This is a genomic window from Mannheimia pernigra (assembly GCF_013377995.1).
GTDB classification, from domain to species: domain Bacteria; phylum Pseudomonadota; class Gammaproteobacteria; order Enterobacterales; family Pasteurellaceae; genus Mannheimia; species Mannheimia pernigra.
This window is the reverse complement of the sequence record NZ_CP055305.1, coordinates 2071667-2097199: the sequence shown is the minus strand read 5'-3', so window position 1 is coordinate 2097199 and position 25533 is coordinate 2071667. Positions and strand designations below refer to the sequence as shown.

Sequence of the window (25533 nt, the reverse complement as noted above, 5' to 3'; positions counted from 1 at the left end):
AACTAATTATCCACAATAGAAATAAATATTGTTTATAGCTAGTTAATGGAGATGAAAATATTTTATAAGAAATTATAAATCCTATAGTTAAACTTAAAAAAAAGTGTTTAAAGTAATATTTTTTATTCATTTTTTCTTTGGATTGACTAACTAAATTAATATTTAATTATACCATTTTCTACCTCAAACAAACAATCATCAGCCCTATCTTGCCATTGCATTTGATTGAGCTGATCTTGAGTAATGGCGGTAACGAATACTTGTGAGTCACTTTCTCTTAAACGATGAGCTAAAAGTTCACGCTTGGTGGGGTCGAGTTCGGAGGCGAAATCGTCAATTAAAAACAGGCATTGGCGTTGCTTTTGGGCAACTAAATGTTCCCCTTGAGCAAGGCGTAAGGCACACATCAATAATTTTAACTGACCACGAGAAAGCACATCTTCCACTGGTAATCCACTTGCTTTAAAGCGGAAATCGGCTTTTTGTGCCCCAATCATTGTATAACCAATCGCTTTATCTCGCTCAAAGCCTTGTGCCAGAATTTCAGCATAATCCGCTCCCTTTTCCCAACCTTGATGAAAACTTAAGCCGATTTCTAATTCCGGCAAGAAAAATTGACAGGTTTTCTCAATTTCAGGGCGGAGAGCTTCGGCATATTCCGCTCGCATTTGGCTTACTGCATAGGTGGTTTTGACTAATTCAATATCCCACGCTTTTAATTCTTGATAAGTGCGAACTTGTTGTAAAGCGGAATTTCGTTGTTTGAGCAAGCGGCGTAGGTTCGTCCAATGGGTGTAGAAATCATTGTGTTGATGGAATAAGCCCCAATCTAAAAAAGCTCGGCGATAGCTCGGGCCTCCATTTAACAATGTTAAGCCTTCTGGGGTGATTACTTGCATTGGTAATAAGTGAGCAAGATCGGCAATTTTATTGCCATCTTCGCCGTTGATTTTAAGTGTAGTATCGCCATTGCGAGATTTTTGAATACCGACAGACCAACTGTGTTGGGCTTCGTCAATTTTGCCGTGTAGTACGAAATTGTCTTTATCGTAGTGAATAATACGATTGCTGATATGGCTTTTAAATGAACGCCCGTGCCCTAAATAGAAAATGGATTCCAGCAAACTGGTTTTACCGCTGCCGTTAGCCCCAACTAAAAAGTTAAAATGTGGGCTAAATGCCAAATCAGTATGTTGGATATTGCGGAAATCATTGATGAGTAAACGGGTAAGTGCCATAGCAGAGTCAAAAGTAAAAAAGAGGTGCTATTCTATCAATTTGCAAAGTTTTTGTAAAAATTAACCGCTTGCAGATTAGAAATGCGTTCAGTAAAATGAACCGCTCATTTTATCGCTAAATTTAGAGGGAAAATTATGTTCGGAAAAGGTGGTTTAGGTAACCTAATGAAACAGGCTCAGCAAATGCAAGAGCGTATGCAAAAAATGCAAGAAGAGATCGCGCAATTAGAGGTAACAGGCGAGTCTGGAGCAGGTTTAGTGAAAGTCACTATTAACGGTGCACATAATTGTCGCCGAATTGAGATCGACTCATCATTAATGGAAGATGATAAAGAGATGGTAGAAGACTTAGTGGCCGCTGCATTTAATGATGCCGTTCGCCGTGCAGAAGAAATGCAAAAAGACAAAATGGCAAGCGTAACGTCTGGTATGCAATTACCGCCTGGTATGAAATTCCCATTTTAATTGAGTATGCAAACAAGTCCTTTACTTGAAAACTTAATGGAAGCCTTGCGTGCTTTGCCTGGCGTTGGTCCAAAATCGGCACAGAGAATGGCGTACCATCTTTTGCAGCGTAACCGTTTGGGCGGTGTGGCATTAGCAAAAGCATTAAGTGAGGCGATGAGCCATATTGGGCATTGTCAATCTTGCCGTACTTTTACGGAAGAAGAAGAGTGCACGATTTGTAAAAATTCTAGACGCCAAATGAGTGGGCAGCTCTGTGTGGTGGAAATGCCAGAAGATATTCAAGCAATTGAGCAAACAGGGCAATTTTCGGGGCGTTATTTTGTGCTAATGGGACATTTATCACCCATTGATGGTATTGGCCCTCGTGAAATTGGGCTAGATTTATTGCAACAGCGTTTGGAACAGGAATCTTTTTATGAGGTGATTTTAGCCACAAACCCAACCATTGAAGGTGATGCGACAGCAAATTATATCGCTGAAATATGCAAAATATATAATGTAAAAGCAACTCGAATTGCACACGGTGTGCCAGTGGGAGGCTCGCTAGAAATGGTAGATGGTACAACGCTTTCTCACTCTTTTGTCGGGCGGCGTGATATTACCTTTTAAATCTGTTTCGGTATGGGCTTAATCTTGATATAATCACTCAACTATTTTACATATTCTATATTTTATTGAGGCTAAAAATGGAAACTATTGATAAAATCAAACAACAAATTAGCGAAAATCCTATTCTACTTTATATGAAAGGTTCACCAAAATTCCCATCTTGCGGTTTTTCTGCGCGTGCGGTAGAAGCGGTAATTAACTGCCAAGTGCCTTTTGGTTATGTGGATATTTTAACTAATCCAGATATTCGTGCGGAATTACCAAAATTTGCAAATTGGCCAACTTTCCCACAATTATGGGTAGAGGGTGAGTTAATTGGCGGTTGTGATATCGTGCTAGAAATGTATCAAAAAGGCGAACTTCAAGCATTGCTAAAAGAAGTCGCTCAAAAGCACGCTGAATAATTCGTTAAAGTTTAAAAATTAGGGCTCTTAAGTTGATTAAGAGCCTTAATTTTTCTTTTAATTTATGAAAATTCTTACTTCAACTGCTATTTTGTTTTAGAATGCTAAGATTATTTAGCAACATAAAAATAAAGGACACAATATGGCATTAAAAGATTTAGATTGGGCAAATTTAGGCTTTTCTTATATAAAAACAGATTATCGTTTCATTGCACATTGGAAAGAAGGTAAATGGAATGAGGGCGAATTAACACAAGATAACACATTACATATTCACGAAGGCTCAACGGCATTACATTATGGGCAACAATGTTTTGAGGGGTTAAAAGCCTATCGCTGTAAAGATGGTTCTATCAATCTATTTCGCCCAGATCAAAATGCAGAGCGTATGCAACGTACAGCCGATCGCCTATTAATGCCACGTGTACCCACAGAATTATTTATTCGTGCTTGTAAAGAAGTTGTAAAAGCAAACCAAGATTGGTTAGGCCCCTACGGCTCTGGGGCAACGCTTTACTTACGCCCCTTCTTAATTGGTGTGGGTGAAAACATTGGTGTAAGAGCAGCGCCTGAATTTATTTTCTCTGTATTTTGTTGCCCAGTGGGTGCTTATTTTAAAGGTGGTTTAGCACCTTCTAATTTTATTACAACCGAATATGACCGTGCAGCACCTATGGGAACAGGGGGAGTAAAAGTAGGCGGTAACTACGCGGCAAGTTTATTGCCACACGAGTTGGCGGTAGAGGAAAGTTCTGCAAGTCGTAAGTTTGCGGATGCAATTTACTTAGATCCGAAAACCCATACCAAAATTGAAGAAGTCGGTGCGGCAAATTTCTTTGGAATTACTCAAGATAATAAATTCGTCACGCCTATTTCTGAATCTATTCTACCAAGTATTACTAAGTACTCATTGCTCTATATTGCAAAAGAGCGTTTAGGTATGGAGGTAGAAGAAGGGGATGTATATATTGATCAACTTGATCAATTTATTGAAGCAGGTGCCTGTGGTACGGCAGCGGTGATTACTCCAGTTGGTGGTATTCAGCATAAAGGTCAATTCTATGTATTTCATTCTGAAACCGAAGTTGGGCCCATTACCCGCCGTTTATATGCAGAATTAACGGGCATCCAATTTGGTGATGTGGAAGCACCAGAAGGCTGGATTGTTAAAGTAGAATAGTTTTAAATTAAACGATAAGGGGTAAAAAAATATCATTTTTTTACCGCTTGATTTTTTAGGTTTATTACAAAAACCGATTTTTATTTATTCCATAAAGCAATTTGAGTAGAAATGTGATTAAATTCGGTCAATATCAAATTGATTTAAATTAATCATATCTGAAGTGCCATAAAAGCGACATAAAGCCTTACGCAAGGTTTCGGCTCTTTTAGGCAAATATCCACGTTCAGCATACACCTTCACTTGATCATAAACCGCTAGCTTGAAGGCTGAATTGTCGCCAGGGTTACCAGAAAGATTATCGGCACTTGCAAAATAACGAAAGCCTGCTGCAGTGGCAAGCACCCATTCAATTGCTTGTGGTTTTACTTCAGCACGTTCAAATTCTCTTTGTCTTTCGGCAGAACGCCCGTCTGGTTCATACCAATAACCAAAATCTTCTAATTTACGGCGTTCTTCGCCTGCTACTAGCCAGTGAGCAATTTCATGTAAAGCACTGCTATAGTAGCCGTGAGCGAAAAAAATAACGTTGTAAGAACGTTCGCTTTTTATGCCCCCTTCGTTTAAGAATGCAGGCAGATAGATTGGGTAATCACTGCCACGCTTTAAGCGTGTGTTATATTCTATAGCAAAGCAGTCATCAAAAATGCGAATAATATCTTCAATGTTATGATTTTCTTGTTTCATTTTATTGCTTATTCTTTTAAAGTTTCTTCAACCAATCTAAAAACTTATCTGCTGATAAAAAACCAGTCACCCGAGATTGCGTTAATTCTTTGCCATTTTCATCAAAGAATAAAATTGTTGGCAAACCTAATACATTAAAATACTTCATCAATGCGGTATTTTCCGTTGAATTTTTAGTGAGATCGATTTGTAAAACCACCATTTCATTCAGTTTATGTTGCACTTTATCATCGGTGAAAGTGTATTTTTCAAATTCTTTGCAGGCAACACACCAATCTGCGTAGAGATCTAACATCACTTTTTTTCCTTTGGAAGCGGTCAATTTTTCTTCTAAATTTGCAAGTGAGTGAATTTTCTCAAATTTTAAATGTTGAGCGTGCGGACTTTCAATATGCGTTCCCCAAACTAAATCCGTCCAAGGCTTCGCAACAAAACATAAGCTAATTAACAGTAAAACTTTTATTATTCTTTTTGTAATCGAATGAGACGAAATTGACTCGATTAACCAAATCAAAAATGCGATAGCTAAGGCAGACCATAAAAACGGTTCGTAGTCACTAAATACACGGCTTAATAAAAATACAGGTAATGCCAACATTACAAAACCAAATGCTGTTTTGACTTTTAAAAGCCATTCGCCAGATTTTGGTAAAATTTTATTGCCAAAGAGGGTGATGATGATAAGCGGAAGCCCCATTCCCAGTGCCAATAAGTAAAGGGCTAATCCGCCTGTAAACAAGTCGCCACTTTGGGCAACATAAAGCAATGCTCCTGAAAGCGGTGCTGAGGTACAAGGTGAAGCGACTAAACCTGCAACCATTCCCATAAAAAATACACTACCGAATGCTCCCCCTTTTTGTTTTTGACTTATCGTATTAAGCTTTTGCTGCCAACTGTTAGGAAGTTTGATTTCATATAAACCAAACATTGAACAAGCGATTAGCGTAAAGACAATAGATAAGACGATGAGTACGAATGGACTTTGTAATGCCACTTGGAATGGTAAGCCAATTGCAGCAACAATTAACCCTAATAAAGTGTAAGTAAGAGCCATTCCCTGTACATAGGTAATGCTAAGCAATAACGCTTTGAAGGTAGACGGCCTTTCTTTATTTCCGATAACAATTGCAGAGAGTAATGGCAACATCGGCAACACACAAGGTGTAAACGCTAATCCTATTCCTAGAACAAAAAACCAAAAAATCGAAAAGCGATTGTTAGATAGGTTATCGGCAAGCTCAACCTGCTCTGATTTTGCAAAATTTCCGCTATTTTCGACCGCTTGTTCTATCATTTCCCCTGTATCTTCTGCTGTGAGAATGCTATCAAACTTCAGTTCGAGCTTTTCAGGTGGGTAGCAAAAACCTTTAGTGCAGCCTTGATAGACCAATTCTATTGAGGCATTATCTCTAATTTTTTTAAACGGCACCGTTAATTGTAACTGATTGCGATAGATTTCAACTTCCCCAAAAAATTCATCACGATGTTTCTCAGATGCAGGGAATTTGATATCGCCAACATCAATATTTTGGGGTGTTATCTTAATTTCTTTTTTATAAAGATAATAATCTTCAGCAATATCCCAATTTAAGAGTAAGTGGTTATTTTTATTTTCTAACGAAAAAATAAAAGCTTCTTCCGATTTTAAAAACTTATTTTTGGAAGCAAAAAGATTAGCGTGAGATGGGCCTAACATTAAAAGGCTTAAAAATAGAGTAAAAAGTGTTTTAATCATATTCAGATAGTCATTAAAAAAATATTGTGGCAAATTATAATGCAAGAATTGCAAAATTCTAAAGAAAATTGCATAATAATGCAATAATAATTAGTATTCATTCAATATTTTAAAATAATGTAGTAGGGTTTTAACTAATGGCAATTCGCATTCAAAATGTCAATTTCTTTTATGGCTCAAATCAAGCTTTGTTTGACATTAATTTAGACATTGAAAAAGGCGATATAGTCGTCTTACTTGGTCCGAGTGGAGCAGGTAAAAGTACCTTAATTCGTACATTAAATTTAATGGAGATGCCACAGTCTGGCACTTTAGCGATTGCAAATCATAAATTTGATTTAAGCACCAAAACCAATAGCAAAGCAGTAAGTTTATTACGCCGTGAAGTGGGAATGGTGTTCCAGCAATATCACTTATGGCCGCATCTAACCGTAATGCAAAACTTAATTGAAGCACCGATGAAAGTACTTGGATTAAGCAAAGAAGACGCAATTGCTCGTGCTAAAATACATTTAGCCCGTTTACGTTTAAGTGAGTTTGCCGAGCGTTTTCCTCTACATCTTTCAGGTGGTCAGCAACAACGTGTAGCCATTGCTAGAGCATTAATGATGCAACCACAGGTGTTACTTTTTGATGAGCCAACTGCAGCTCTTGATCCTGAAATTACTGCCCAGGTGGTAGATATTATTAAGGAACTACAGCAAACGGGCATTACCCAAGTGATTGTGACTCATGAGGTGAGTGTTGCTCGAAAAGTAGCAACTAAAGTAGTCTATATGGAAAATGGCTCTATTATTGAACAAGGCGATACAAGCTGTTTTGAGCAGCCGAAAACGGCTGAATTTGCAAATTATCTTTCACACTCCTGATTAAAAATAAGGAAAACAATATGAAAAAATTACTTTTAGCAATGTTAATTTCTACTTCTGCAATCGCGAATGCTCAGCAAGAGATCACTTTTGCAATGGAGCCTAGCTATCCCCCTTTTGAATTAACCAATGAGAAAGGTGAAATTATTGGATTTGATGTGGATATTGCAAATGCAATTTGTCAGGAGCTTAACGCAACTTGCCATTTCAAAAGCCAATCTTTTGACTCGTTAATCCCAAGTTTAATGAAAGGGCGTGGTGGTTTTGACGCGGCAATTTCTGCAATTGATATTACCGAAGCACGAGCAAAACAGGTGTTATTCTCTCATCCATATTATGAAAGTTCAGCAAGCTTTATTGCAGTAAAAGATAAAGGCGTTACTCTTGACACTGCAAAAAAAGTAGGTGTACAAAACGGTACAACTTACCAACAGTATATTGCAAATGAAGCGAAGCAATATGTGGCATCATCTTATGCAAGCTTACAAGATGCAATCTTAGATCTAAAAAACGGACGTATTGATATTATTTTTGGTGACACGGATGTGGTAAGAGAAATGTTCGATAAAAATACTGAGTTAGGTTTTGTGGGCGAGAAAGTGACTGATAAAAAATATTTCAATAATGGTTTAGGTATTGCAGTAAATAAATCGAAAACTGAGTTGGTTGCAAGCTTAAACAAAGGTATTAAATTGATTAAAGAGAATGGCAAATACCAGAAAATCTACGATAAATGGATGACAAAATAATCTAATGTTTGTTGAGTATCTCCCTTTAATCTACACCGCAACCCTAATGACCTTAGGGTTAGCGGTTTGTTCATTACTACTTGGTTTAACTTTATCGATTGGCTTTGTGTCATTAGAAACAAGTAAATGGTCCGTTATTCGTAAATCAACCAGTACTTTTTTAGCTCTACTACGTGGTTTACCAGAAATTCTGGTTGTTTTTTTGATCTACTTCGGTACGCCTGAAGTATTGGAATTACTGACAGGACAATATGTTGAACTTGGTCCGTTTGGCTGCGGTGTAGTGGCACTCTCACTGATTTTTGCTTCTTATGCTTCACAAAGTTTGCGTGGTGCAATTCAGGCTATTCCGCTAGGGCAGTGGGAGTCAGGTGCCTCTCTTGGTTTAAGTCGGCGCTATACCTTCATTCACATTGTAATGCCTCAAGTATGGCGGCACGCTCTGCCAGGATTGAGTAACCAGTGGTTAGTGCTATTAAAAGATACCGCATTGGTTTCGCTTATTGGTGTTCACGATTTAATGCGTCAAGCTGAATTGATTAACACCCGTACCCACGAGCCGTTTACTTGGTATGGTCTTACTGCCTTGATTTATTTAGCAGTGACTTTAATTAGCCAAGTGCTTATCCGCCGTCTTGAATGGCGTGTGACTCGTTTTGAAAGAGGGGGCAGATAAAATGTGGCAAGCATATTTAAATGTGATTGCACAAGGTATTTCAACTAGTCTGTCTTTAATGGTGGTAGCATTAGTGATTGGCTTTGTGCTGGCAGTTAGCCTTACTTTCCTGCTTTCAATGGAAAATCGCCCTGTAAAATGGATAATAAATGGGTTTTTAACTTTATTTACGGGTACACCGTTATTAGTTCAGTTTTTCCTAATCTACTATGGACCAGGGCAGTTTGAGTGGATTACGCAAAGTGTAGCGTGGGTATTATTGTCAGATGCCTGGTTTTGTGCGGTATTAGCATTATCATTAAACAGTGCAGCTTATTCGACATTACTATTTTATGGTGCAGTGAAAGCGATTCCAAAGGGGCAGTGGGAAACCTGTGCTGCATTGGGTTTAAGTCGTTTAGATACACTTAAAATTTTAATTCCTTATGCTTTGAAACGTGCGTTGCCTTCTTACAGTAATGAAATTATATTGGTTTTTAAAGGCACATCACTGGCTTCTACCATTACGATTATGGATATTATGGGCTATGCTCGCCAGTTATATGGTACGGAGTACGATGCACTTACTATTTATGGCATAGCTGGTATGATTTATTTAGTGATTACAGGCATTATGACAGTAATATTGAGAAAGTTAGAAACTAACGTTTTAGCCTTTGAGCGGTTGGAAATGGAAAAAGCCTAAAAGGCTCATTAATAATAAAGCGGACAAAATATATTGTCCGCTTTTTGCTTTATAGATAACTGATTGCAAAAATTTATGAAAATTTAACCGCTTGTATTTAAGCTTATCTCCAAGCCTTGAATTGGTTAATTAAGCCATTGGTAGAGCTATCGTGGCTGTTAATTTCTTCGTTATTTTCTAACTCAGGTAAAATACGATTAGCAAGTTGTTTACCTAACTCAACACCCCATTGGTCGAAGCTGTAGATATTAAAAATGACACCTTGTACAAAAATTTTGTGTTCGTACATCGCAATTAATGCACCTAAGCTATATGGCGTGATTTTTTGTACTAAAATTGAGTTAGTTGGTTTATTTCCCGTGAATACTTTGAATGGCACAATTTCAGCCACTTCTTCAAGTGTTTTACCTGCATCTAAAAACTCTTTTTCCACGACTTCTTTTGATTTACCAAATGCTAATGCCTCGGTTTGAGCAAAGAAGTTGGAGAGTAATTTGTTGTGGTGATCGCTTAATGGATTATGCGTTTGAGCTGGTGCAATAAAATCACAAGGAATTAATTTAGTCCCTTGATGGATTAATTGGTAAAACGCGTGCTGACCGTTTGTGCCAGGTTCGCCCCAAATAATTGGACCTGTTTGATGAGTAACCGCTTTGCCATCACGGCCGACAAATTTACCATTTGATTCCATATTGCCCTGCTGGAAATAGGCGGCAAAACGGTGCATATATTGGTCGTAAGGTAAAATAGCCTCAGATTCTGCCCCTAAGAAGTTGTTATTCCAAATGCCGACTAATGCCAAAGTAGTTGGAATGTTTTTTTCAATTGGAGCTGATAAAAAGTGCTGATCCATTGCGTGGGCACCATCAAGCAGCTGCTCAAAGTTCTTGAAACCGATAGAAAGTGCGATAGACAAACCAATTGCCGACCATAATGAGTAACGGCCACCAACCCAATCCCAAAATTCGAACATATTGGCAGTATCAATACCAAATTTTTCTACTTCTTTCGCATTGGTTGAAAGTGCGACGAAATGTTTCGCCACGGCTGATTCATCTTTTGCCGAATCTAATAACCACTTACGGGCAGAAAGTGCATTCGTCATGGTCTCTTGCGTGGTAAATGTTTTTGACGCTACTAAGACTAACGTGGTTTCGGGATTTACCTTGCGTAATACTTCTGCGATGTGAGTACCATCTACATTTGAGACAAAGTGCATATTCAGATGGTTTTTATAAGGACGTAATGCCTCTGTGACCATATAAGGTCCTAAATCTGAGCCACCAATCCCGATATTAATCACATCAGTAATTGCTTTACCTGTATAGCCTTTCCATTCACCTGAAATGACACGGTGACAGAAATGGTTCATTTTAGCTAATACCGCATTCACTTCGGGCATAACATCTTTACCCTCAACGGAAATTGGCGTATTAGAGCGGTTACGCAAGGCAACGTGTAATACAGCACGATCTTCGGTACGGTTGATTTTCTTACCTGAGAACATTGCATTTTTAGCTGACTCTAAACCACACTCATTCGCTAATTGGCGAAGAAGTGTTAAAGTGTTGTCATTAATCGCATTTTTTGAGAAATCAATGAGCAGTTCGTTTTCAAAACGAAGAGAATATTTATAAAAACGGGTTGCATCTTCTGCAAAAAGTTGAGGAATGGAGAGGTTATCTGCTTTATGCTCTGTTAAAGCATTCCAAGCAATAGTCTGAACAGGATTGGTTTTCTGCATTTTTATTTCCTTAATTATGAATTTACTCAATTTAAACCAGCTTAGGATTGAGCATCTTGGGTTAATTCATCAAGACGCTTTTCTAATTCGTTTAATTTTTCACGAGTACGGAGTAAAACTTGTGATTGAACATCAAACTCTTCACGGGTGACCACATCAAGGCGAGCCAACTGAGCTTGAAGAATTTGCTTAAATTTTTCGTCTAGATCGTTACCCACATTTTTCAGGCTCTGAGGTAGTGCGCTGTGTAATTGTTGAGCAATGGCTTCTAAATTTTTAGGCGAGAGCATATTAATCTTCCTTTTAATAATAATTTATTCAATTCTAGTTAATTTTAGGTACAAGAGAAAGTAAATTCTGCAATTTATTACGATAGTTAGTCTATTTAAATAGCCATTTTACGCTAATCTTTGTAAAATGCTGCCGCTTGCAAAATATAAGCGAAAAATGACCGCTTGCATTTTCTTGATTTGTGGTTCGTAAACCTCCCACACAAAAAAACTAAGGACACAAAATGACCATTCAAATTCCCAAAGCCGTTGTAATTTTTTCAGGCGGTCAAGACTCCACGACTTGTTTATTCCAAGCGATTGCTGAATTTGGTAAACAAAATGTTGAAGTGATTACATTTCAATATGGGCAACGCCACGCGATTGAACTCCAAAAAGCAGAATGGATAGCCCAAGATTTAGGCGTGCAGCAAACGCTCATTGACACTTCTGTCATTAAAGCAATTACTACCAATGCGTTAATGGATAATAATGCTGAAATTCAGCAACAAGGCAACAGACCCAATACGTTTGTTGATGGGCGTAACGCACTTTTTCTACTTTATGCGGCAATTTATGCGAAAGGGCAGGGCATTCAAACCATTTTTACTGGTGTATGTGAAACGGATTTCAGCGGCTATCCGGATTGCCGAGATGTATTTATTAAGTCAATGAATGTTACGCTTAATCTAGCAATGGATTACAACTTTAATATTCGAACGCCTTTGATGTATTTAACCAAAAAAGAAACTTGGGCATTAGCCGATCAACTCGGTGCATTTGATTATATTCGCCAGCATACTCACACTTGCTATTTGGGCGTTGAAGGTGGGTGCCACGATTGCCCAAGTTGTATATTGCGAGAAAAAGGATTGAATGAATATTTGGCAGAACGACAGTTCGCTGAATAGAAATAAACAGATAGAAAGAGGCACTCGCCGCTTTCTGGCAGATTAAATTTCGATGGAAACCAAATCTACTTTCAGCAATTTTGCAAGACCTTGTGATTTACGTCTAATCTCTTGCCATTCTGAGTGTGGATCAGACGCTTCTACAATGCCTGCTCCTGCATAGAGTGTCACTGAGTTTTGCGAGATCAACGCAGAGCGGAGCGTGACGCAAAATTCAGCTTCATTTTTACTCATCACACCTAAGGTGCCTGCATACCAATGGCGAGCAAAGGTTTCATTTTCGGTAATAAATTGTTTTGCGTTAGGACGAGGAAGACCCGCAACGGCTGCCGTTGGGTGAATGCGGCTTAAACAATCGCTATCTGAAATGCCCTGTTTCAAGGTTGCTTGCATTTGGCGACGCAAATGTTGCACATTATGTAATTGCTTGATTGTAGCTTCAGAAACCTCAAATTCAGTTACGCAATCGGCTAGGTTGCTTTCAATATCGTCAACCACTAATTGATTTTCGTGTATATTTTTCGGATCGCTTAATAACCACTGTGCATTTAATTCAGTTTGGGTTTCACTTGGCGTGACGGCAACGGTTCCTGCTAATGCCTCAGTAAAAAATAGCGAGCCTTTGCGTTGATATAAGCGTTCTGGTGTTGAGCCGATAAATGCCACTTCATCACTTTCTGCCCATAAAAAATGATAACAGCCTTTATTAATTTGCTGACTTTGTGCCATTAAATCATAGCCACAAATCGGAGACTCAAAATGGAGTCTGATAGCATTTGCCAACACTACTTTTTGAAATTTGCCTTGCTCAATAGCCGAAATGGCTTTATTGATATTGTTTTCCCACTGTTCAAAACTACTTGTAGCAGCAACGGATTGCAACTGATTGTCGGGCAAACTCAATTTCACAACATTTTCAAAATTTGCCAAAAATTGCTCAAAAATGCTCGCTTGCCCTGTGGCGTTATCACTATCAAAATAGAAACAAGCGGTCAGATTTTGCGAATTTTTTACTAATGTAAATTGCGGCAAAATAAACAGTGTTTGTCCTTCAAATTGTAAACCGCCGATTAAGGGTAAATGGTGTTGTTGAATAAAGTACTGTGCGTTTTCAAGGGTGTGAAATTGGCGAATTTTCCCGATGGCTAAAATGGTCTGATCTGTATCTCTATATTCTAGAAAAAAGTGAGGGTAGTGCTGATTTTTTGCTTTTAACCAACCAAGTAGTGAGAAGTTTTCTTCAAATAGCGGTACGGAGGCTTGAATTTTTATCAAACCTTTCTTCTCCCCCAGTTTTGAATAACTTTTTATAAGTTCTTGTTTTAATTGATTAAAAATAAGCATTTGCAAAAAAATCAGAAAAAGAAACCGCTTGTTTTTAGCTGATTGAAAAAAAGGAGATCATTTTAACGTATTTTCTCTTTTTTTTCCTCTCAAATTAGAGTAATGTTCATAAATTCATTCTAATATATCCATATTTTAACAGAAAATATCAGCATTAATTATGAGGAAGTCAGCAATGGAACTTTTTCCCAAATCAGATAAATTAGCACAGGTTCGTTACGATATTCGCGGACCTATTCATAAAGAGGCACTTCGTTTAGAAGAAGAAGGACATAAAATTTTAAAATTAAATATCGGTAATCCTGCTCCGTTTGGTTTTGAAGCTCCAGATGAAATTTTAGTCGATGTTATTCGTAATTTGCCAACGGCTCAAGGTTATTGTGATTCAAAGGGGCTGTATTCAGCCCGTAAAGCAATTGTGCAATATTATCAATCGAAGGGTATGCGTGGAATGGATGTAAACGATGTTTACATCGGTAATGGCGTTTCAGAATTAATTACTATGTCTATGCAGGCGTTGTTGAATGATGGCGATGAAATTTTGATTCCAATGCCAGATTACCCGCTATGGACGGCAGCTTCAACCCTTGCTAGCGGTAAAGCGGTGCATTATTTGTGTGATGAGGAAAATGAGTGGTTTCCAGATATCGCTGATATTAAATCGAAAATCACGCCTCGCACAAAAGGGATTTTGGTCATCAATCCAAATAATCCAACTGGTGCGGTATATAGCCGCCAGATTTTACTTGAAATTGCCGAGCTTGCTCGCCAGCACAATTTAATTATTTTTGCAGACGAAATTTACGAAAAAATTATTTATGATGGTGCTGTGCATCATCATATTGCTACTCTTGCACCAGATGTGTTAACTGTGACATACAATGGTTTGTCTAAGGCTTATCGTGTGGCGGGTTTTCGTCAAGGTTGGATGGTGTTAAGTGGGCCTAAACATCAAGCAAAAGGCTTTATTGAAGGATTGGATATGCTTGCTTCAATGCGTTTGTGTGCGAATACGCCAATGCAACACGCGATTCAAACGGCGTTAGGTGGCTATCAAAGTATCAATGAATTTGTGTTACCAGGTGGTCGATTATTAGAGCAGCGTAACAAAATGCACGATTTATTGGTGCAGATTCCAGGCATTAGCTGTGTGAAAGCAAAAGGGGCATTGTATATGTTTCCGAAAATTGATACTGAAATGTATGGAATTAAAGATGACCAAAAATTCATTTACGATCTGTTACAACAAGAAAAAGTATTGTTAGTGCAAGGCACAGGTTTTAATTGGCATAAGCCAGATCACTTCCGTGTCGTTACATTGCCTTATGCACATCAAATTGAAGCTGCAATAGGGCGTCTTGCAAATTTCTTAAAAACCTATCGTCAAGATTAGATCAAATCTCTTCTTTCCTCTCTTAAAAAAGAGGGGAAAGGAAGAAAAAAACAATTCAATCCTTTATTGAGTTTGCTATCAAAATTGGTTAGAGAAGTGAGATTCATCAGAGTAGCACTCAATGTGCCTTTACATCGTTATTTTGACTATTTATTACCTGAAGAACGTAATGTTTACAGAGGTAGTCGGGTTGTTGTGCCTTTTGGTCGCCAAATAAAAATTGGCATTGTGGTAGATTTTCCACTAAGTAGCGATGTGCCAACTCATAAGCTCAAGCCAATTCAAGGTGTTTTAGATTTTACTCCAATTTTTGATGACGAAATGTGGCAGCTCCTGATCTGGGCTGCTCACTATTATCACGCCCCTGTTGGTGAAGTGCTAAACAGTGCGTTACCTGTGAAACTGCGTAATGGCGATTCCACCGAGCGTTGTCAGCCCGATTATTTTGTGGTCACTGAACAGGGGAGGAAATCGTTAATACTTGGCGAAAACAAGAAAGCGAGAAAGCAAGTGGCACTTTTAACCGAGCTTGCTGAATTTGCAAAATATTTTGAGAAAACGACCGCTTGTAGCCCTTCGGTTTGGAAAGGGCTATTAGAAAAAGGCTATATTGAAAAAATTGATGTGGATTTTGTGTCGCAATCTTGGCAGCAATCTTTAGGTGAACGGCCATTGGTCAATGTGCAAAATCGTCCTAAGCTTAATAAACAGCAAACTTTAGTGGTGAGTCGTTTGAATGCTCAAAAAAACTTTGCTGCATTTTTGCTTAATGGCGTAACAGGTTCGGGCAAAACAGAGGTTTATCTCCAGCTAATTGAAGCGGTGCTAAAACGGGGAGAGCAAGTGCTGGTGTTAGTACCTGAAATTGGATTGACTCCTCAAACCGTGCAACGTTTTAACGCTCGCTTTAATGTGGAAATTGATGTGCTTCATTCTAATATGAATGAAACCGAGCGTTTAAATGTCTGGCTTCGAGCAAAAAATGGGGAAAGTGCGATTGTGATCGGCACTCGTTCAGCACTCTTTACCCAATTTGAAAAATTGGGCGCGATCATTTTAGATGAAGAACACGATAGCTCTTTTAAACAGCAAGATGGCTGGCGTTATCACGCACGGGATTTAGCCATTGTGAGAGCAAAAAATGTGAATATTCCGATTGTATTAGGTTCAGCAACACCAAGCCTTGAAAGTTTGCAAAATGTGCAAAGTGGTAAATTTATTGAGCTGGAATTGACCGCCCGAGCAGGTAATGCACAAAGTGCGAATCAATATATTATTGATTTGAAAACGCAAAGAATAACCTCTGGCTTGTCTGAGCGGTTACTGTCAATGATGAAGCGACATTTAGAACAAGGTAATCAAGTGATGCTGTTTTTAAATCGTCGTGGTTTTGCTCCTGTGTTGCTTTGCCACGAATGTGGTTGGATTTGTGAATGTGAAGCGTGTGATAAGCCATTTACTTATCATCAAAAGCAGCGGGTGTTGCGTTGTCATCATTGTGCTACACAAAAGGTTATTCCTCGCCAATGTGGGCATTGTGGCTCAACAAATTTAATTACTACGGGTGTTGGCACAGAACAACTTGAACAAGTGCTCAATGAGCAATTCCCAACTTACCAAGTCACTCGAATTGACCGTGATTCGACTTCACGAAAAGGCGCGTTAGAAAATCATCTCACTGCGATTAGAGAAGGAAAAAGCCAAATTTTGATTGGTACACAAATGTTGGCAAAAGGGCACCACTTCCCAAATGTTACCTTAGTGGCAATTGTTAATGTGGACTCTGCACTTTTCTCTACCGATTTTCGTGCGGAAGAAAAATTGGCTCAACTTTATTTACAAGTTGCTGGCAGAGCTGGGCGAGCAGAGAAAAAGGGCGAAGTGGTGTTACAAACCCATTACCCCGAACATCCGTTGCTCAAAACCTTGTTGGAGCAAGGCTATAGCGAATTTGCACAAGAAGCCTTGAAAATGCGAAAACTAATGGGATTACCGCCGTTTTCCTCCCAAGTGTTATTTAAAGCGACAGGAAAAAATAACGAGCAGGCGTTAAAATTGCTTGAGCAGTTGGCGAACGCTTTCCACCAAAAAATCCAACAGCAAAACTGGCAAGGTTTTCAACTTATTCCGCCATTTTCTGCTCCAATGGCAAAAAAAGCAGGATTTTATCGTTGGTTGCTGTTAATTCAACATACAAAAAGAAATGCTGTGCAACAATTGCTTGATTGGTTTGATAAAGAGAGAGAGAGTTTAGATATTCCTGCCAGTGTTCGATTGAGTTTGGATATCGATCCGCAGGAGATCGGATAAGCCGAGCGTGATCAAGCGGTTGTTTTTGTTGAATTTTTTGTAAAAAATAAGGCAGATTAGACCTGCCTTGCTGTTTACTTTTCTTTCCAATATCCAATCCATTCTTTTAGTGCAAGCATATTGCTGTTCATTGCACTTGCTTGTGGAATAAAATGCATAAAGGTTAATTTGTAATGATTAGGGGTGTCACCTGAGCCAACGCTGGCTGGAAGAACCTTAAAGCCTTGTTGGGTAAACAGCATTTCTGCTCGTTTCATATGCCATTGGTTTGTGACTAAAATAATGTGATTAATGTTCTCTTTTTCCAATATTTCGCGGCTAAAAATGGCATTTTCTTTGGTCGTTTTCGCTTTGTTTTCTAACCATTTAGTTTCAATATTAAAGAACATTTTAAACTCACTAGCCATCACTTTAGCTTCAGATGTGCCATTTGGAGCACTGCCTGTGACTAAAAGCGGTAAGCCCGTTTCTTTATGTAAATAAGCAGCATAACGCATTCTTTCTAGTGGCGTGCCAGTAATCGCTAATTTACCGAATAACTCTTGGCTGTCGCGTAATCCGCCACCTAATACAACAATCGCTTGGGCATTTTTGTAGCTTTCGATGGTGGGCTCTTCGCCTTCAAGTAAGGAATTTCCTAGTTTTTGTGATGTGTAAGGAATACTAAAAATATATAAAATCAGCATACCAAGCAGTGCAAAAAAGTAGGCAGGATATTTATAGCCTACTGCAAACAAAATTAATGCTAAAAGCCATAATAGAATAATATTAAATGGCGGTAGGATTATTGCAGTAATGAGTTTAATGAGTTCAAACATAAAATGCTATAGATAGTAGGAGAAAAAGTGTTATTTATTCTCCTAGATTATTTGAGGATTGTCTATTTTTTTGATTATTCATCGGCTTATTTTTTATCCTTATTGAAAAATACGTTATTTAGATAAAAATTTTAAAATAGCTCTGGTATGATGTACTAGGAAGAAACGACAAGACTTTGAAAAATAACGCATTCAAGGTGCTCATATATTGATGGGAAAGTCCCTTATTTTGTAGATAACAAGCGGTTAAATTTATGAAAAAAATTGCAATTATTACAGCACGTGCTGGCTCAAAAGGTTTACCGAATAAAAATGTATTGTTAGCAGATGGCAAGCCATTAATGGCTTATTCTATTGAGGCAGCGATTGAGTCTGGAGAATTTGAAAAAATTATTGTTAGTACAGATTCACAAGAATATATTGATTTGCTTTGCCATTATCCAATTGAATTTATCAAGCGGGCAGAACATTTAGCGAGTGATAGAGCCAGCTCTTTTGTTGTGATTGAAGATGTTTTAAATCAATACCAATCGGTTGATTTTGATTATTTTGTGTTACTACAGCCAACATCGCCTTTAAGAACAGCTCAGCATATTAAAGAAGCTTGTAATAAATTTGAGCGTAACTTTGATCAATTTGATTTCTTGGTGTCGGTGTCTGATGCACATAAGCCAACAACACTGACACGTGTTATTGAAGATGATGAGAGTTTAAAACATTTCCAATTAGATTACTCTAATTACGCTCGCCAGCGTTATCATCCTGAATATTCTCCAAATGGTGCAATTTTTTCAGCAAAACCGACCGCTTATCTAGAGCAAAAGCATTTTTATGGAGCGAAATGTCTTGCTTATTTTATGGATAAAGCGGTTTCTATTGATATTGATGATCGCCAAGATTTTGAATATTTCTATTTTATTCTTCAGCAACGTAACAAAGCAAAAATATTACTTGAAACCATTAAACGCTCAATTTTAATGAAAAAAGAGAACTTTAACGAAGTAAAAGAGATTGCGTTAATTGGTCATTCTATTATGGAATATTGGAATATTGAACGTTTAAACGACAAAATAGTCAATAACTTAGGTATTGCAGGTATTTCAACGAAAGAATATAGCGAACTGATTTTAGATAAAGGTTTAATTTCTGCGTTACCAAAAGAAGTCGTCTTGATGTTTGGCACCAATGATCTGGTGCGTAATGATTGGAGCGATGAAAAAATTCTAGCAGATATAAATCATTTGATTAGCCAGTTAAAAGCAATTCGTGATGATATTAATCTTTATTTCTTAGAAATTACGCCAACAGCTTTTAGAGTGGATCGTAATAACGATGATATTCGCTTATTAAATCAATATTTAAAAGATAATTTATCGGTAAAATGGATTGCGTTAGATAAGCAATTTAGTGATAAATATGGCAAATTAGATTTAAATTATAGCGATGATGGCTTACACTTAAATGAAAAAGGTTATAAAAAATTAACCGCTATTTTAGAAGAAGCACTAAATTAAATGAAAAATATCGAATATATTATCAGCGTTCGTTTTGCGTGCGATTGTTAAATAGATATAAAGCATTTAGTAAATTGGAAAACATTACTACAAGCGGTCAAAAATTTTACATAATTTGTCACTATGAAAGCAGTTAAAGACAGCATTATTTATTTAATTGGGGAATTGGCTTCTAAGTCAATTCCTTTCTTACTCTTACCTTATTTCTCCCGAAAACTTGGGCTGGAAGGTTACGGAGAGCTCTCCTATTATCAAACTTTTTCAGCTTTATTTGTGATTTTTATCGGTCTTAGTCAAGAAGGGGCTGTAGCTCGTTATTTTTATTTTTATGGTAAACGTTCGTTAAATTTAGTACTTACGACAGGCTATTTATATACTTTTTGTGCGAGCGTATTAATATTGTTAGGCTGTTGGTATTTTAAATCAGAAATTATTGCTTATGTGGCAATTGGCGCAATGTTCCAATCTTTTTTAAATGTGCAGTTAAGTGTAAGGCAATGCCAAAAACAAGCTCTTGCTTATACGGTTATTCAGTTAATGTCAGCAATGTTTTCCGCAGTTATTACCGTTGTTATGATGGAATATTTCAAAACGGATTTAGTGGAAAAACGGATTTTAGCTATTTTAATTAGTAATATGTTGGTCTTTTTTATTGCTTATTTACTTTATGCGAAAAAAACAAAAATAAAGAAATTTAGTTTTGAACGTTATAAAACGGCACTCTTTTATTTAATGGGGTTTGGCTTGCCGCTGGTTTTGCACCATTCCAGTATTTTTCTAAAAGGGCAATTAGACCGTATTTTTATTTTCCATAAATTCAGCGAGGCAGATTTAGGTTTATACGCAATGGGGGCACAAATTGCAATGATTTTAGCGATTATAATTCAAGCTTTAAATAAAGCAATGCTTCCTTATTTTTACGAGGCGTTAAAGCAGAAACGAATTAATGTGAGCCATATTCATAAATGGGCATTTTATGCGTTATTTACGATACCAATTCCAGCATTCGTGATGTGGTTAATTCCTGAAAATGTAGTGGTTTGGATTTTAGGTGATCAATTTGTCGGCACAAAATATTACATTATTCTATTTTTAATTTCGACAATGCTGGTTGTGCCTTATTTGATTTTAGTGAATTATTTATTCTTTTACGGCAAAAATAAGTTTATTTCCTTTTGTTCGATTTTATCTACTATTTTCTATTTGTTGGCATTATTCATCTTAACTTTTACTAAAATAGAGTATATTCCTTTTGCAAGCATTATTGGGGCAGTTGTGATTATTCCAATCCTCTATATAATGACCGCAAAAGTAGGAAAAACAGTATGAATTTAATTATTTGTTGTACCCCTTTGCAAGTGCTTATTGCAGAAAAAATCATTGAAATTCACCGGAATGAACAATTTTTTGGGGTGATGCTTTCAACAGTAAAAAATGCAAAATTTGATTTTTATCAATCTCGTTTAGCGAAAAAATGTCAGCAGTTTTTTGCAATGCAACAGCATAGCGAGCGTATTCAACTGCTCAAAGAAATTATTTATTTAAAATCAACTTTTGGCGGTAAAAAATTCAATAAAGTATTTTTAGCTAATATTAATGAACTGGAAATTCAATTTCTATTAAGTGCAATTAATTTTAATGAAATTAACACCTTTGATGACGGTATAGCCAATATAGTACAAAGTGGAATTTTCTATAAACAAGAATGTTCGGGAATAAATCGTAAGTTAATTAATACCTTTTTAGGTAATAGATATAGTTTAGAGAAATTAAAGAAATTATCAAAAAAACACTATACTATTTATAAAGGCTTTCCGAATATTATAGAAAATACGGTTTATATTGAACTGATTAATTCAACAACGTTACCTGATTCAGAACTAAATAATTCTGAGGTGGTAAATATTTTACTTGGTCAGCCTATTTTTGAGAGAGATGATGAGAAAAATATTATTTTAGCTGAAAAAGTAATTAGGCAATTTAATATTGATCGCTATTTTCCTCACCCAAGAGAGAAATACCAAATCAGTAATGTAGAATATATTAAGACAAACTTAATTTTAGAGGATTATCTTTTCCAAGAGTGTAGTGATAAAAAGTGCCGAGTTTATACCTACTTTAGCAGTGCTGTTATTAATATTTTAAATAAAAGCCCGAGTATTGAGGTCGTTGCGTTAAGAGTAAATGTAGATAATCCTACTTATATTGAAAGCTATGTATTGCTTGAAAATTTGGGGATCAACATTATTGATATTAGAGAATAAAATGAAGAAATATTTAATTTCATTAGAAAAAGATGTGAAAAGACGTGAGCTTTTCTTTTTACAGCCCAATACAAGAGATTTTGAAGTGTTTAATGCGATCAATACGATGGATAGTGATTGGGAAAGATTAAATAATAGCTTTGATTTAGCTAAATTTGAGCAATATTATGGGCGTAAAACCACAAAAGGAGAAATTGGCTGTACTTTAAGCCATTTATCAATTTATCAGAAAATTGCAGATGATCAGACTATTCAAGATGATGATTATTGTCTTGTGTGTGAAGATGATGTGTTATTTGCTCAAGATTTTCAAAAAAATATTCATACTTTATTGGCTCAAAATGTAAAGGCGGATATTATTTTAGTTGGGCAGTCCAAGATCTCAAATTTTGATGATATTGAATTGGAAATTAGTTACCCTACAACTTTTAGCTTTTTACAGAAACAGATTGGAGATAGCGAGTATAAATATGCCTATCCTTATCGTAATTATTTTGCGGGTACCGTTGCATATTTAATTAAAAAATCGACCGCTTGTCAGTTTTTAACGCAAACTTCAAAAGCCTTACCTTATTGGCTTGCAGATGATTTTATTTTATTTAGTCATAGATTCAAATTAGATGTGTTAATTGTTCGTCCGTTAATGGCGATTGAAAATCCAGCATTAGTCAGTAATTTAGAAAGTTTGCGTGGCTCAGTAAATAATAATTTTTTTAACAAAATAGTTAAATATCCGCTTAAAAAATTATTAGCAATTAAACGTAATTTTAACTCATTAAATTTATCATAGGTTGATATGTCAGCACTTTTTAATTTATTTTATATTTATGATCCTTGGTTCTTTCACGTTTTACGCGTAGCATTTTTAGTCGGGATACTGGCTTGTGGGTATTTAGCTTTCCAAGTTATTAAAGGAAAAGCTAGCGGCATTATTATTCCTAAAGACAGCATTATTGTGATTATCGCTTTGCTTATAGCTAGCATTATTCCACTTTTAATTAATGGAACGAAAGAAATAGGTGTGTTGGCAATGTATGTCAAAATGCTGATTTTGTTTATATTTGGCATTGCGGTATATAATATTTTTTATCGAATAGAAGATGGTAAAGCCTTATTTGTGCGTGATTTAAAAATCGGCATTACTATTCAATGCCTTTGTGGCATAGCAGCATTATTAGGTGTGCCGTTTATGGTAGATTTTCTATTATCTAGCAATGCGATGATGCCACGCTTTTTTGGTTCGGAGCAAGAATATAGACTCTATAATATTACCTCATCAGCCTTTTTCCAATTAAGTGCTTTTTACTTAATGCTACTCCATTTTTTATTAGCATATAATAAAAAAACAGATTCAATAAATGGCTGGTTTTTATTCTTAATTTTATGTGTCGGGTTGATTTCAGGTCGAACTTTTTTATTAATATCAGTGGTTAGTATTGTGCTTTATTTTAAATGGAAATATGTATTACCTTTAATCGCTTTTATAGTTTTAATTTTATTTCTAGCGATAGTTTTACCAGAAAATCGTTATGTTGCACACGCTTTAGAGCCAGTAATTAATTTATTATCTGGCACAGGAAAAGTGAGTTCCTCTACCGATAATTTAGTGAAAAACCATTTATTTATTCCAACGCTTAGCCAATTTATTTCAGGAGACGGTCTATATTATACTGAAACGGGTGGCTATTATGGTGCATCGGATTCAGGTTATATTCGCCAAGTCTTATATGGCGGTTTGTTTTATATGTTAACTTGCTTTGCTTTTACGTTTTATTTTGTGCGGAAAGTCGCCATTAATTGGTTTGAGGGAAGTTGGATTTTTACTTTATCGACGATTGGAATTCTTTCCATTTTAAATATTAAAGCGGATACCTTTGCATTCCCAGGGATTATGTTTATTTTTTTAATGTTCTTATCCTTATTTGGTACAAGCGGTCGAAATTTAATATTTTTTTGCAAAAATAAAGAGATAAAAAATGTTTAGTATTATTGTGCCTTCTTATAATCGTAATCAAGAAATTAAGGCATTATTGGAAAGTTTAAAGCAGCAAACGGTTTATAATTTTGAGGTGGTGATTGTTGATGATTATTCAACAATACCTGTTGAGGTAAATAACGATTATCCTTTTGCACTAAAAGTTATCCGTAATAATCCGAATATGGGGGCTGCACAAAGTCGAAATGTTGGAGCAAATAATGCGAGCCAAGAGTGGCTATTATTTTTAGATGATGATGATCGCTTTATACCTGAAAAGTGCGAACGACTCGCACAAGAAATTGCCCAAAATCCAATGGCAAATTTTATTTATCATCCAGCCAAATGCGAAATGGTAAATGAAGGGTTTACTTATATCACCACGCCATTTCAACATAAAAGCGAATTAACGAAAGAGAATATGCTAAAAGCAAATAAAATCGGCGGAATGCCGATGATTGGCTTGAAGAAAGCGTTATTTTGCAAAATTGGCGGATTATCTGACCGCTTGCGTTCGCTGGAGGATTACGATTTTTTGTTAAAATTGCTGGAAGAACCAAGTTTTGAGCCACTTTATGTTGATGAAGCTTTAACTTATTGTACTTTCCATACCAAGCGTTCAAGTGTTTCAACCGACACAACAAATACTGAAAAGGCGATTGCATATATTCAACAAACTTATATTAAAACACCTGAGCAGGCGAATAATTTTAAGCTCAATTCACTTTATATTTTAAGTTATCCGCACATAATGAATTTATCTCGTAAGGCGGCTGGTTATTATTTTGAGATGTTTAAACAGACAAAAAATATTAAGCAGCTAGTTATTGCACTTATTATTTTTATTTCGCCGAAATGGGCGATTAATTTAAAAAGGTTTATTTAATGAAATTTTCCGTTTTAATGTCGTTATACATTAAAGAGCAGCCTCAATATTTGGTAGAATCCTTTGAAAGTCTCAAAGCCCAAACTCGCCAAGCCGATGAAATTATACTCTGTTTTGATGGCGCTGTTACACCTGAGTTGGAAGCGATTGTAGAAGAATATAGTGTGATTTTGCCAATAAAAACAGTAAAGTTCGTACAAAATCGAGGTTTAGGCAAAACGCTAAATGAGGGCTTAACTTATTGCTCGAATGAGTGGATTTTCCGTATGGATACAGACGATATTTGCCTGCCCGATCGTTTTGAAAAACAGGTAGCATTTATTGAGAAAAATCCTGAAATAGTGATTTTTGGTGGACAAATTGCCGAATTTGGACAAGATATTTATGATATTGTCGCTTATCGTAATGTGCCGATAACAGCACAGGAGATTATTCAATTTACCCGTATGCGTTGCCCATTTAACCATATGACGGTCGCCTATCAAAAATCGAAGGTATTGGAAGTGGGGGGCTATCAAGATTTGCAAGAAGATTATTATTTATGGATTAAACTGATTGCTCAGTTTAAACAAGTTGCAAATTTGCCTGATTTATTGGTTTATGCCCGGGTTGGAAATGGTATGGTGAATAGGCGTCGTGGCAAAGCACAAGCAGATGCAGAATGGCGTTTGTATAAATTAAAAAATCGTTGCCGTATTCACGATCCGATTTCAGGTTTTGGCATTTTCTTAATGAGAGCGGTTCCACGCTTATTGCCATTATCGGTACTGAAAGCAGTCTATGGATTGTTGAGAAAATAAGATTA

Annotated in this window: 25 protein-coding genes and 1 riboswitch; of the genes, 18 read left to right on the top strand and 7 right to left on the bottom strand. The window is 36.6% G+C overall.

Annotated features, from left to right (window positions below):
• Positions 1-155: 155 nt before the first annotated feature.
• Positions 156-1238, bottom strand: coding sequence for a DNA replication/repair protein RecF (recF, locus tag HV560_RS09930; protein ID WP_176812769.1), 1083 nt, complete (start codon positions 1236-1238; stop codon positions 156-158).
• Positions 1239-1373: 135 nt separating this feature from the next.
• Here recF and HV560_RS09925 point away from each other — a divergent pair, with 135 nt between their 5' ends.
• The 4 genes from HV560_RS09925 (at position 1374) to HV560_RS09910 (ending at position 3899) form a co-directional block, all read left to right on the top strand.
• Positions 1374-1703 carry a YbaB/EbfC family nucleoid-associated protein gene (locus tag HV560_RS09925; protein ID WP_176810292.1) on the top strand — a complete coding sequence of 110 codons (330 nt, stop codon included), beginning with the start codon at positions 1374-1376 and terminating at the stop codon, positions 1701-1703.
• Between the two features lie 6 nt (positions 1704-1709).
• Positions 1710-2315: a recombination mediator RecR gene (recR, locus tag HV560_RS09920; protein ID WP_159631038.1), complete on the top strand. Its 606-nt coding sequence runs from the start codon at positions 1710-1712 to the stop codon at positions 2313-2315.
• 77 nt (positions 2316-2392) lie between these two features.
• Positions 2393-2719, top strand: coding sequence for a Grx4 family monothiol glutaredoxin (grxD, locus tag HV560_RS09915; protein WP_159631036.1), 327 nt, complete (start codon positions 2393-2395; stop codon positions 2717-2719).
• A 142-nt stretch (positions 2720-2861) separates the two neighbouring features.
• Positions 2862-3899 carry a branched-chain amino acid aminotransferase gene (locus tag HV560_RS09910; protein ID WP_159631034.1) on the top strand — a complete coding sequence of 346 codons (1038 nt, stop codon included), beginning with the start codon at positions 2862-2864 and terminating at the stop codon, positions 3897-3899.
• Positions 3900-4016: 117 nt separating this feature from the next.
• Here the strand turns inward: HV560_RS09910 and HV560_RS09905 are convergent, their stop codons facing one another.
• Together HV560_RS09905 and HV560_RS09900 are read right to left on the bottom strand one after the other, a co-directional pair.
• Complete coding sequence (locus HV560_RS09905; RefSeq protein WP_176812768.1) at positions 4017-4586, bottom strand: elongation factor P hydroxylase; 570 nt, start codon at positions 4584-4586, stop codon at positions 4017-4019.
• A gap of 16 nt (positions 4587-4602) precedes the next feature.
• Positions 4603-6321: a protein-disulfide reductase DsbD gene (locus HV560_RS09900; RefSeq protein WP_176812767.1), complete on the bottom strand. Its 1719-nt coding sequence runs from the start codon at positions 6319-6321 to the stop codon at positions 4603-4605.
• Between the two features lie 137 nt (positions 6322-6458).
• Between HV560_RS09900 and artP the strand changes: the two genes are divergently transcribed.
• From artP to artM, 4 genes are read left to right on the top strand one after another with little or no spacing between them, the layout of a single operon-like run.
• Positions 6459-7190 (top strand): arginine ABC transporter ATP-binding protein ArtP, encoded by a 732-nt coding sequence (artP, locus tag HV560_RS09895; protein ID WP_176812766.1) that lies wholly within the window; start codon positions 6459-6461, stop codon positions 7188-7190.
• A gap of 20 nt (positions 7191-7210) precedes the next feature.
• Positions 7211-7939 carry a transporter substrate-binding domain-containing protein gene (locus HV560_RS09890; RefSeq protein ID WP_176808893.1) on the top strand — a complete coding sequence of 243 codons (729 nt, stop codon included), beginning with the start codon at positions 7211-7213 and terminating at the stop codon, positions 7937-7939.
• A 4-nt stretch (positions 7940-7943) separates the two neighbouring features.
• Positions 7944-8615: an arginine ABC transporter permease ArtQ gene (gene artQ / locus HV560_RS09885; protein ID WP_176812765.1), complete on the top strand. Its 672-nt coding sequence runs from the start codon at positions 7944-7946 to the stop codon at positions 8613-8615.
• Between the two features lies 1 nt (position 8616).
• Entirely contained in the window at positions 8617-9300 is a 684-nt protein-coding gene (gene artM, locus HV560_RS09880) for an arginine ABC transporter permease ArtM (RefSeq protein ID WP_176812764.1), read from the top strand.
• Between the two features lie 103 nt (positions 9301-9403).
• Here artM and pgi read toward each other — a convergent pair whose 3' ends face one another.
• Both pgi and ubiK read right to left on the bottom strand, forming a co-directional pair.
• Positions 9404-11044 carry a glucose-6-phosphate isomerase gene (gene pgi / locus HV560_RS09875; RefSeq protein ID WP_176812763.1) on the bottom strand — a complete coding sequence of 547 codons (1641 nt, stop codon included), beginning with the start codon at positions 11042-11044 and terminating at the stop codon, positions 9404-9406.
• A gap of 41 nt (positions 11045-11085) precedes the next feature.
• Positions 11086-11334, bottom strand: a complete 249-nt coding sequence (gene ubiK / locus HV560_RS09870; RefSeq protein ID WP_159631018.1) for a ubiquinone biosynthesis accessory factor UbiK — start codon at positions 11332-11334, stop codon at positions 11086-11088.
• A 176-nt stretch (positions 11335-11510) separates the two neighbouring features.
• Positions 11511-11555, top strand: a riboswitch (PreQ1 riboswitch).
• 3 nt (positions 11556-11558) lie between these two features.
• On the opposite strand from ubiK, the gene queC reads away from it, so the two are divergent.
• Positions 11559-12224: a 7-cyano-7-deazaguanine synthase QueC gene (gene queC, locus HV560_RS09865; RefSeq protein ID WP_159631016.1), complete on the top strand. Its 666-nt coding sequence runs from the start codon at positions 11559-11561 to the stop codon at positions 12222-12224.
• A gap of 42 nt (positions 12225-12266) precedes the next feature.
• Here queC and HV560_RS09860 read toward each other — a convergent pair whose 3' ends face one another.
• Entirely contained in the window at positions 12267-13568 is a 1302-nt protein-coding gene (locus HV560_RS09860; protein WP_176810287.1) for an isochorismate synthase, read from the bottom strand.
• A 175-nt stretch (positions 13569-13743) separates the two neighbouring features.
• Between HV560_RS09860 and HV560_RS09855 the strand changes: the two genes are divergently transcribed.
• Both HV560_RS09855 and priA read left to right on the top strand, forming a co-directional pair.
• A complete protein-coding gene (locus HV560_RS09855; protein ID WP_159631012.1) occupies positions 13744-14961 on the top strand; it encodes a pyridoxal phosphate-dependent aminotransferase in 1218 nt (405 codons plus the stop codon).
• A gap of 96 nt (positions 14962-15057) precedes the next feature.
• Positions 15058-17271 carry a primosomal protein N' gene (gene priA / locus HV560_RS09850; protein ID WP_176808887.1) on the top strand — a complete coding sequence of 738 codons (2214 nt, stop codon included), beginning with the start codon at positions 15058-15060 and terminating at the stop codon, positions 17269-17271.
• A gap of 74 nt (positions 17272-17345) precedes the next feature.
• Here priA and HV560_RS09845 read toward each other — a convergent pair whose 3' ends face one another.
• A complete protein-coding gene (locus HV560_RS09845; RefSeq protein ID WP_159631008.1) occupies positions 17346-18089 on the bottom strand; it encodes a YdcF family protein in 744 nt (247 codons plus the stop codon).
• Positions 18090-18343: 254 nt separating this feature from the next.
• On the opposite strand from HV560_RS09845, the gene HV560_RS09840 reads away from it, so the two are divergent.
• From HV560_RS09840 to HV560_RS09810, 7 genes are all read left to right on the top strand, one after another.
• Entirely contained in the window at positions 18344-19603 is a 1260-nt protein-coding gene (locus tag HV560_RS09840) for a cytidylyltransferase domain-containing protein (RefSeq protein ID WP_176812762.1), read from the top strand.
• Between the two features lie 123 nt (positions 19604-19726).
• A complete protein-coding gene (locus tag HV560_RS09835; RefSeq protein WP_176808885.1) occupies positions 19727-20932 on the top strand; it encodes an oligosaccharide flippase family protein in 1206 nt (401 codons plus the stop codon).
• The gene (locus HV560_RS09830) at positions 20929-21867 is read left to right on the top strand and encodes a glycosyltransferase family 52 (RefSeq protein WP_176812761.1); all 939 of its coding nucleotides are present in this window, start codon (positions 20929-20931) and stop codon (positions 21865-21867) included. The genes HV560_RS09835 and HV560_RS09830 overlap by 4 nt, the downstream gene beginning before the upstream one ends.
• 1 nt (position 21868) lies before the next feature.
• A complete protein-coding gene (locus HV560_RS09825) occupies positions 21869-22657 on the top strand; it encodes a glycosyltransferase family 25 protein (RefSeq protein WP_176812760.1) in 789 nt (262 codons plus the stop codon).
• A gap of 6 nt (positions 22658-22663) precedes the next feature.
• Positions 22664-23851 carry a hypothetical protein gene (locus tag HV560_RS09820; protein WP_176808882.1) on the top strand — a complete coding sequence of 396 codons (1188 nt, stop codon included), beginning with the start codon at positions 22664-22666 and terminating at the stop codon, positions 23849-23851.
• Positions 23844-24728 (top strand): glycosyltransferase family 2 protein, encoded by an 885-nt coding sequence (locus HV560_RS09815; RefSeq protein WP_176808881.1) that lies wholly within the window; start codon positions 23844-23846, stop codon positions 24726-24728. The genes HV560_RS09820 and HV560_RS09815 overlap by 8 nt, the downstream gene beginning before the upstream one ends.
• Positions 24728-25528, top strand: a complete 801-nt coding sequence (locus HV560_RS09810; protein ID WP_176812759.1) for a glycosyltransferase family 2 protein — start codon at positions 24728-24730, stop codon at positions 25526-25528. Before HV560_RS09815 ends, HV560_RS09810 begins: the two co-directional genes overlap by 1 nt.
• Positions 25529-25533: the final 5 nt, after the last annotated feature.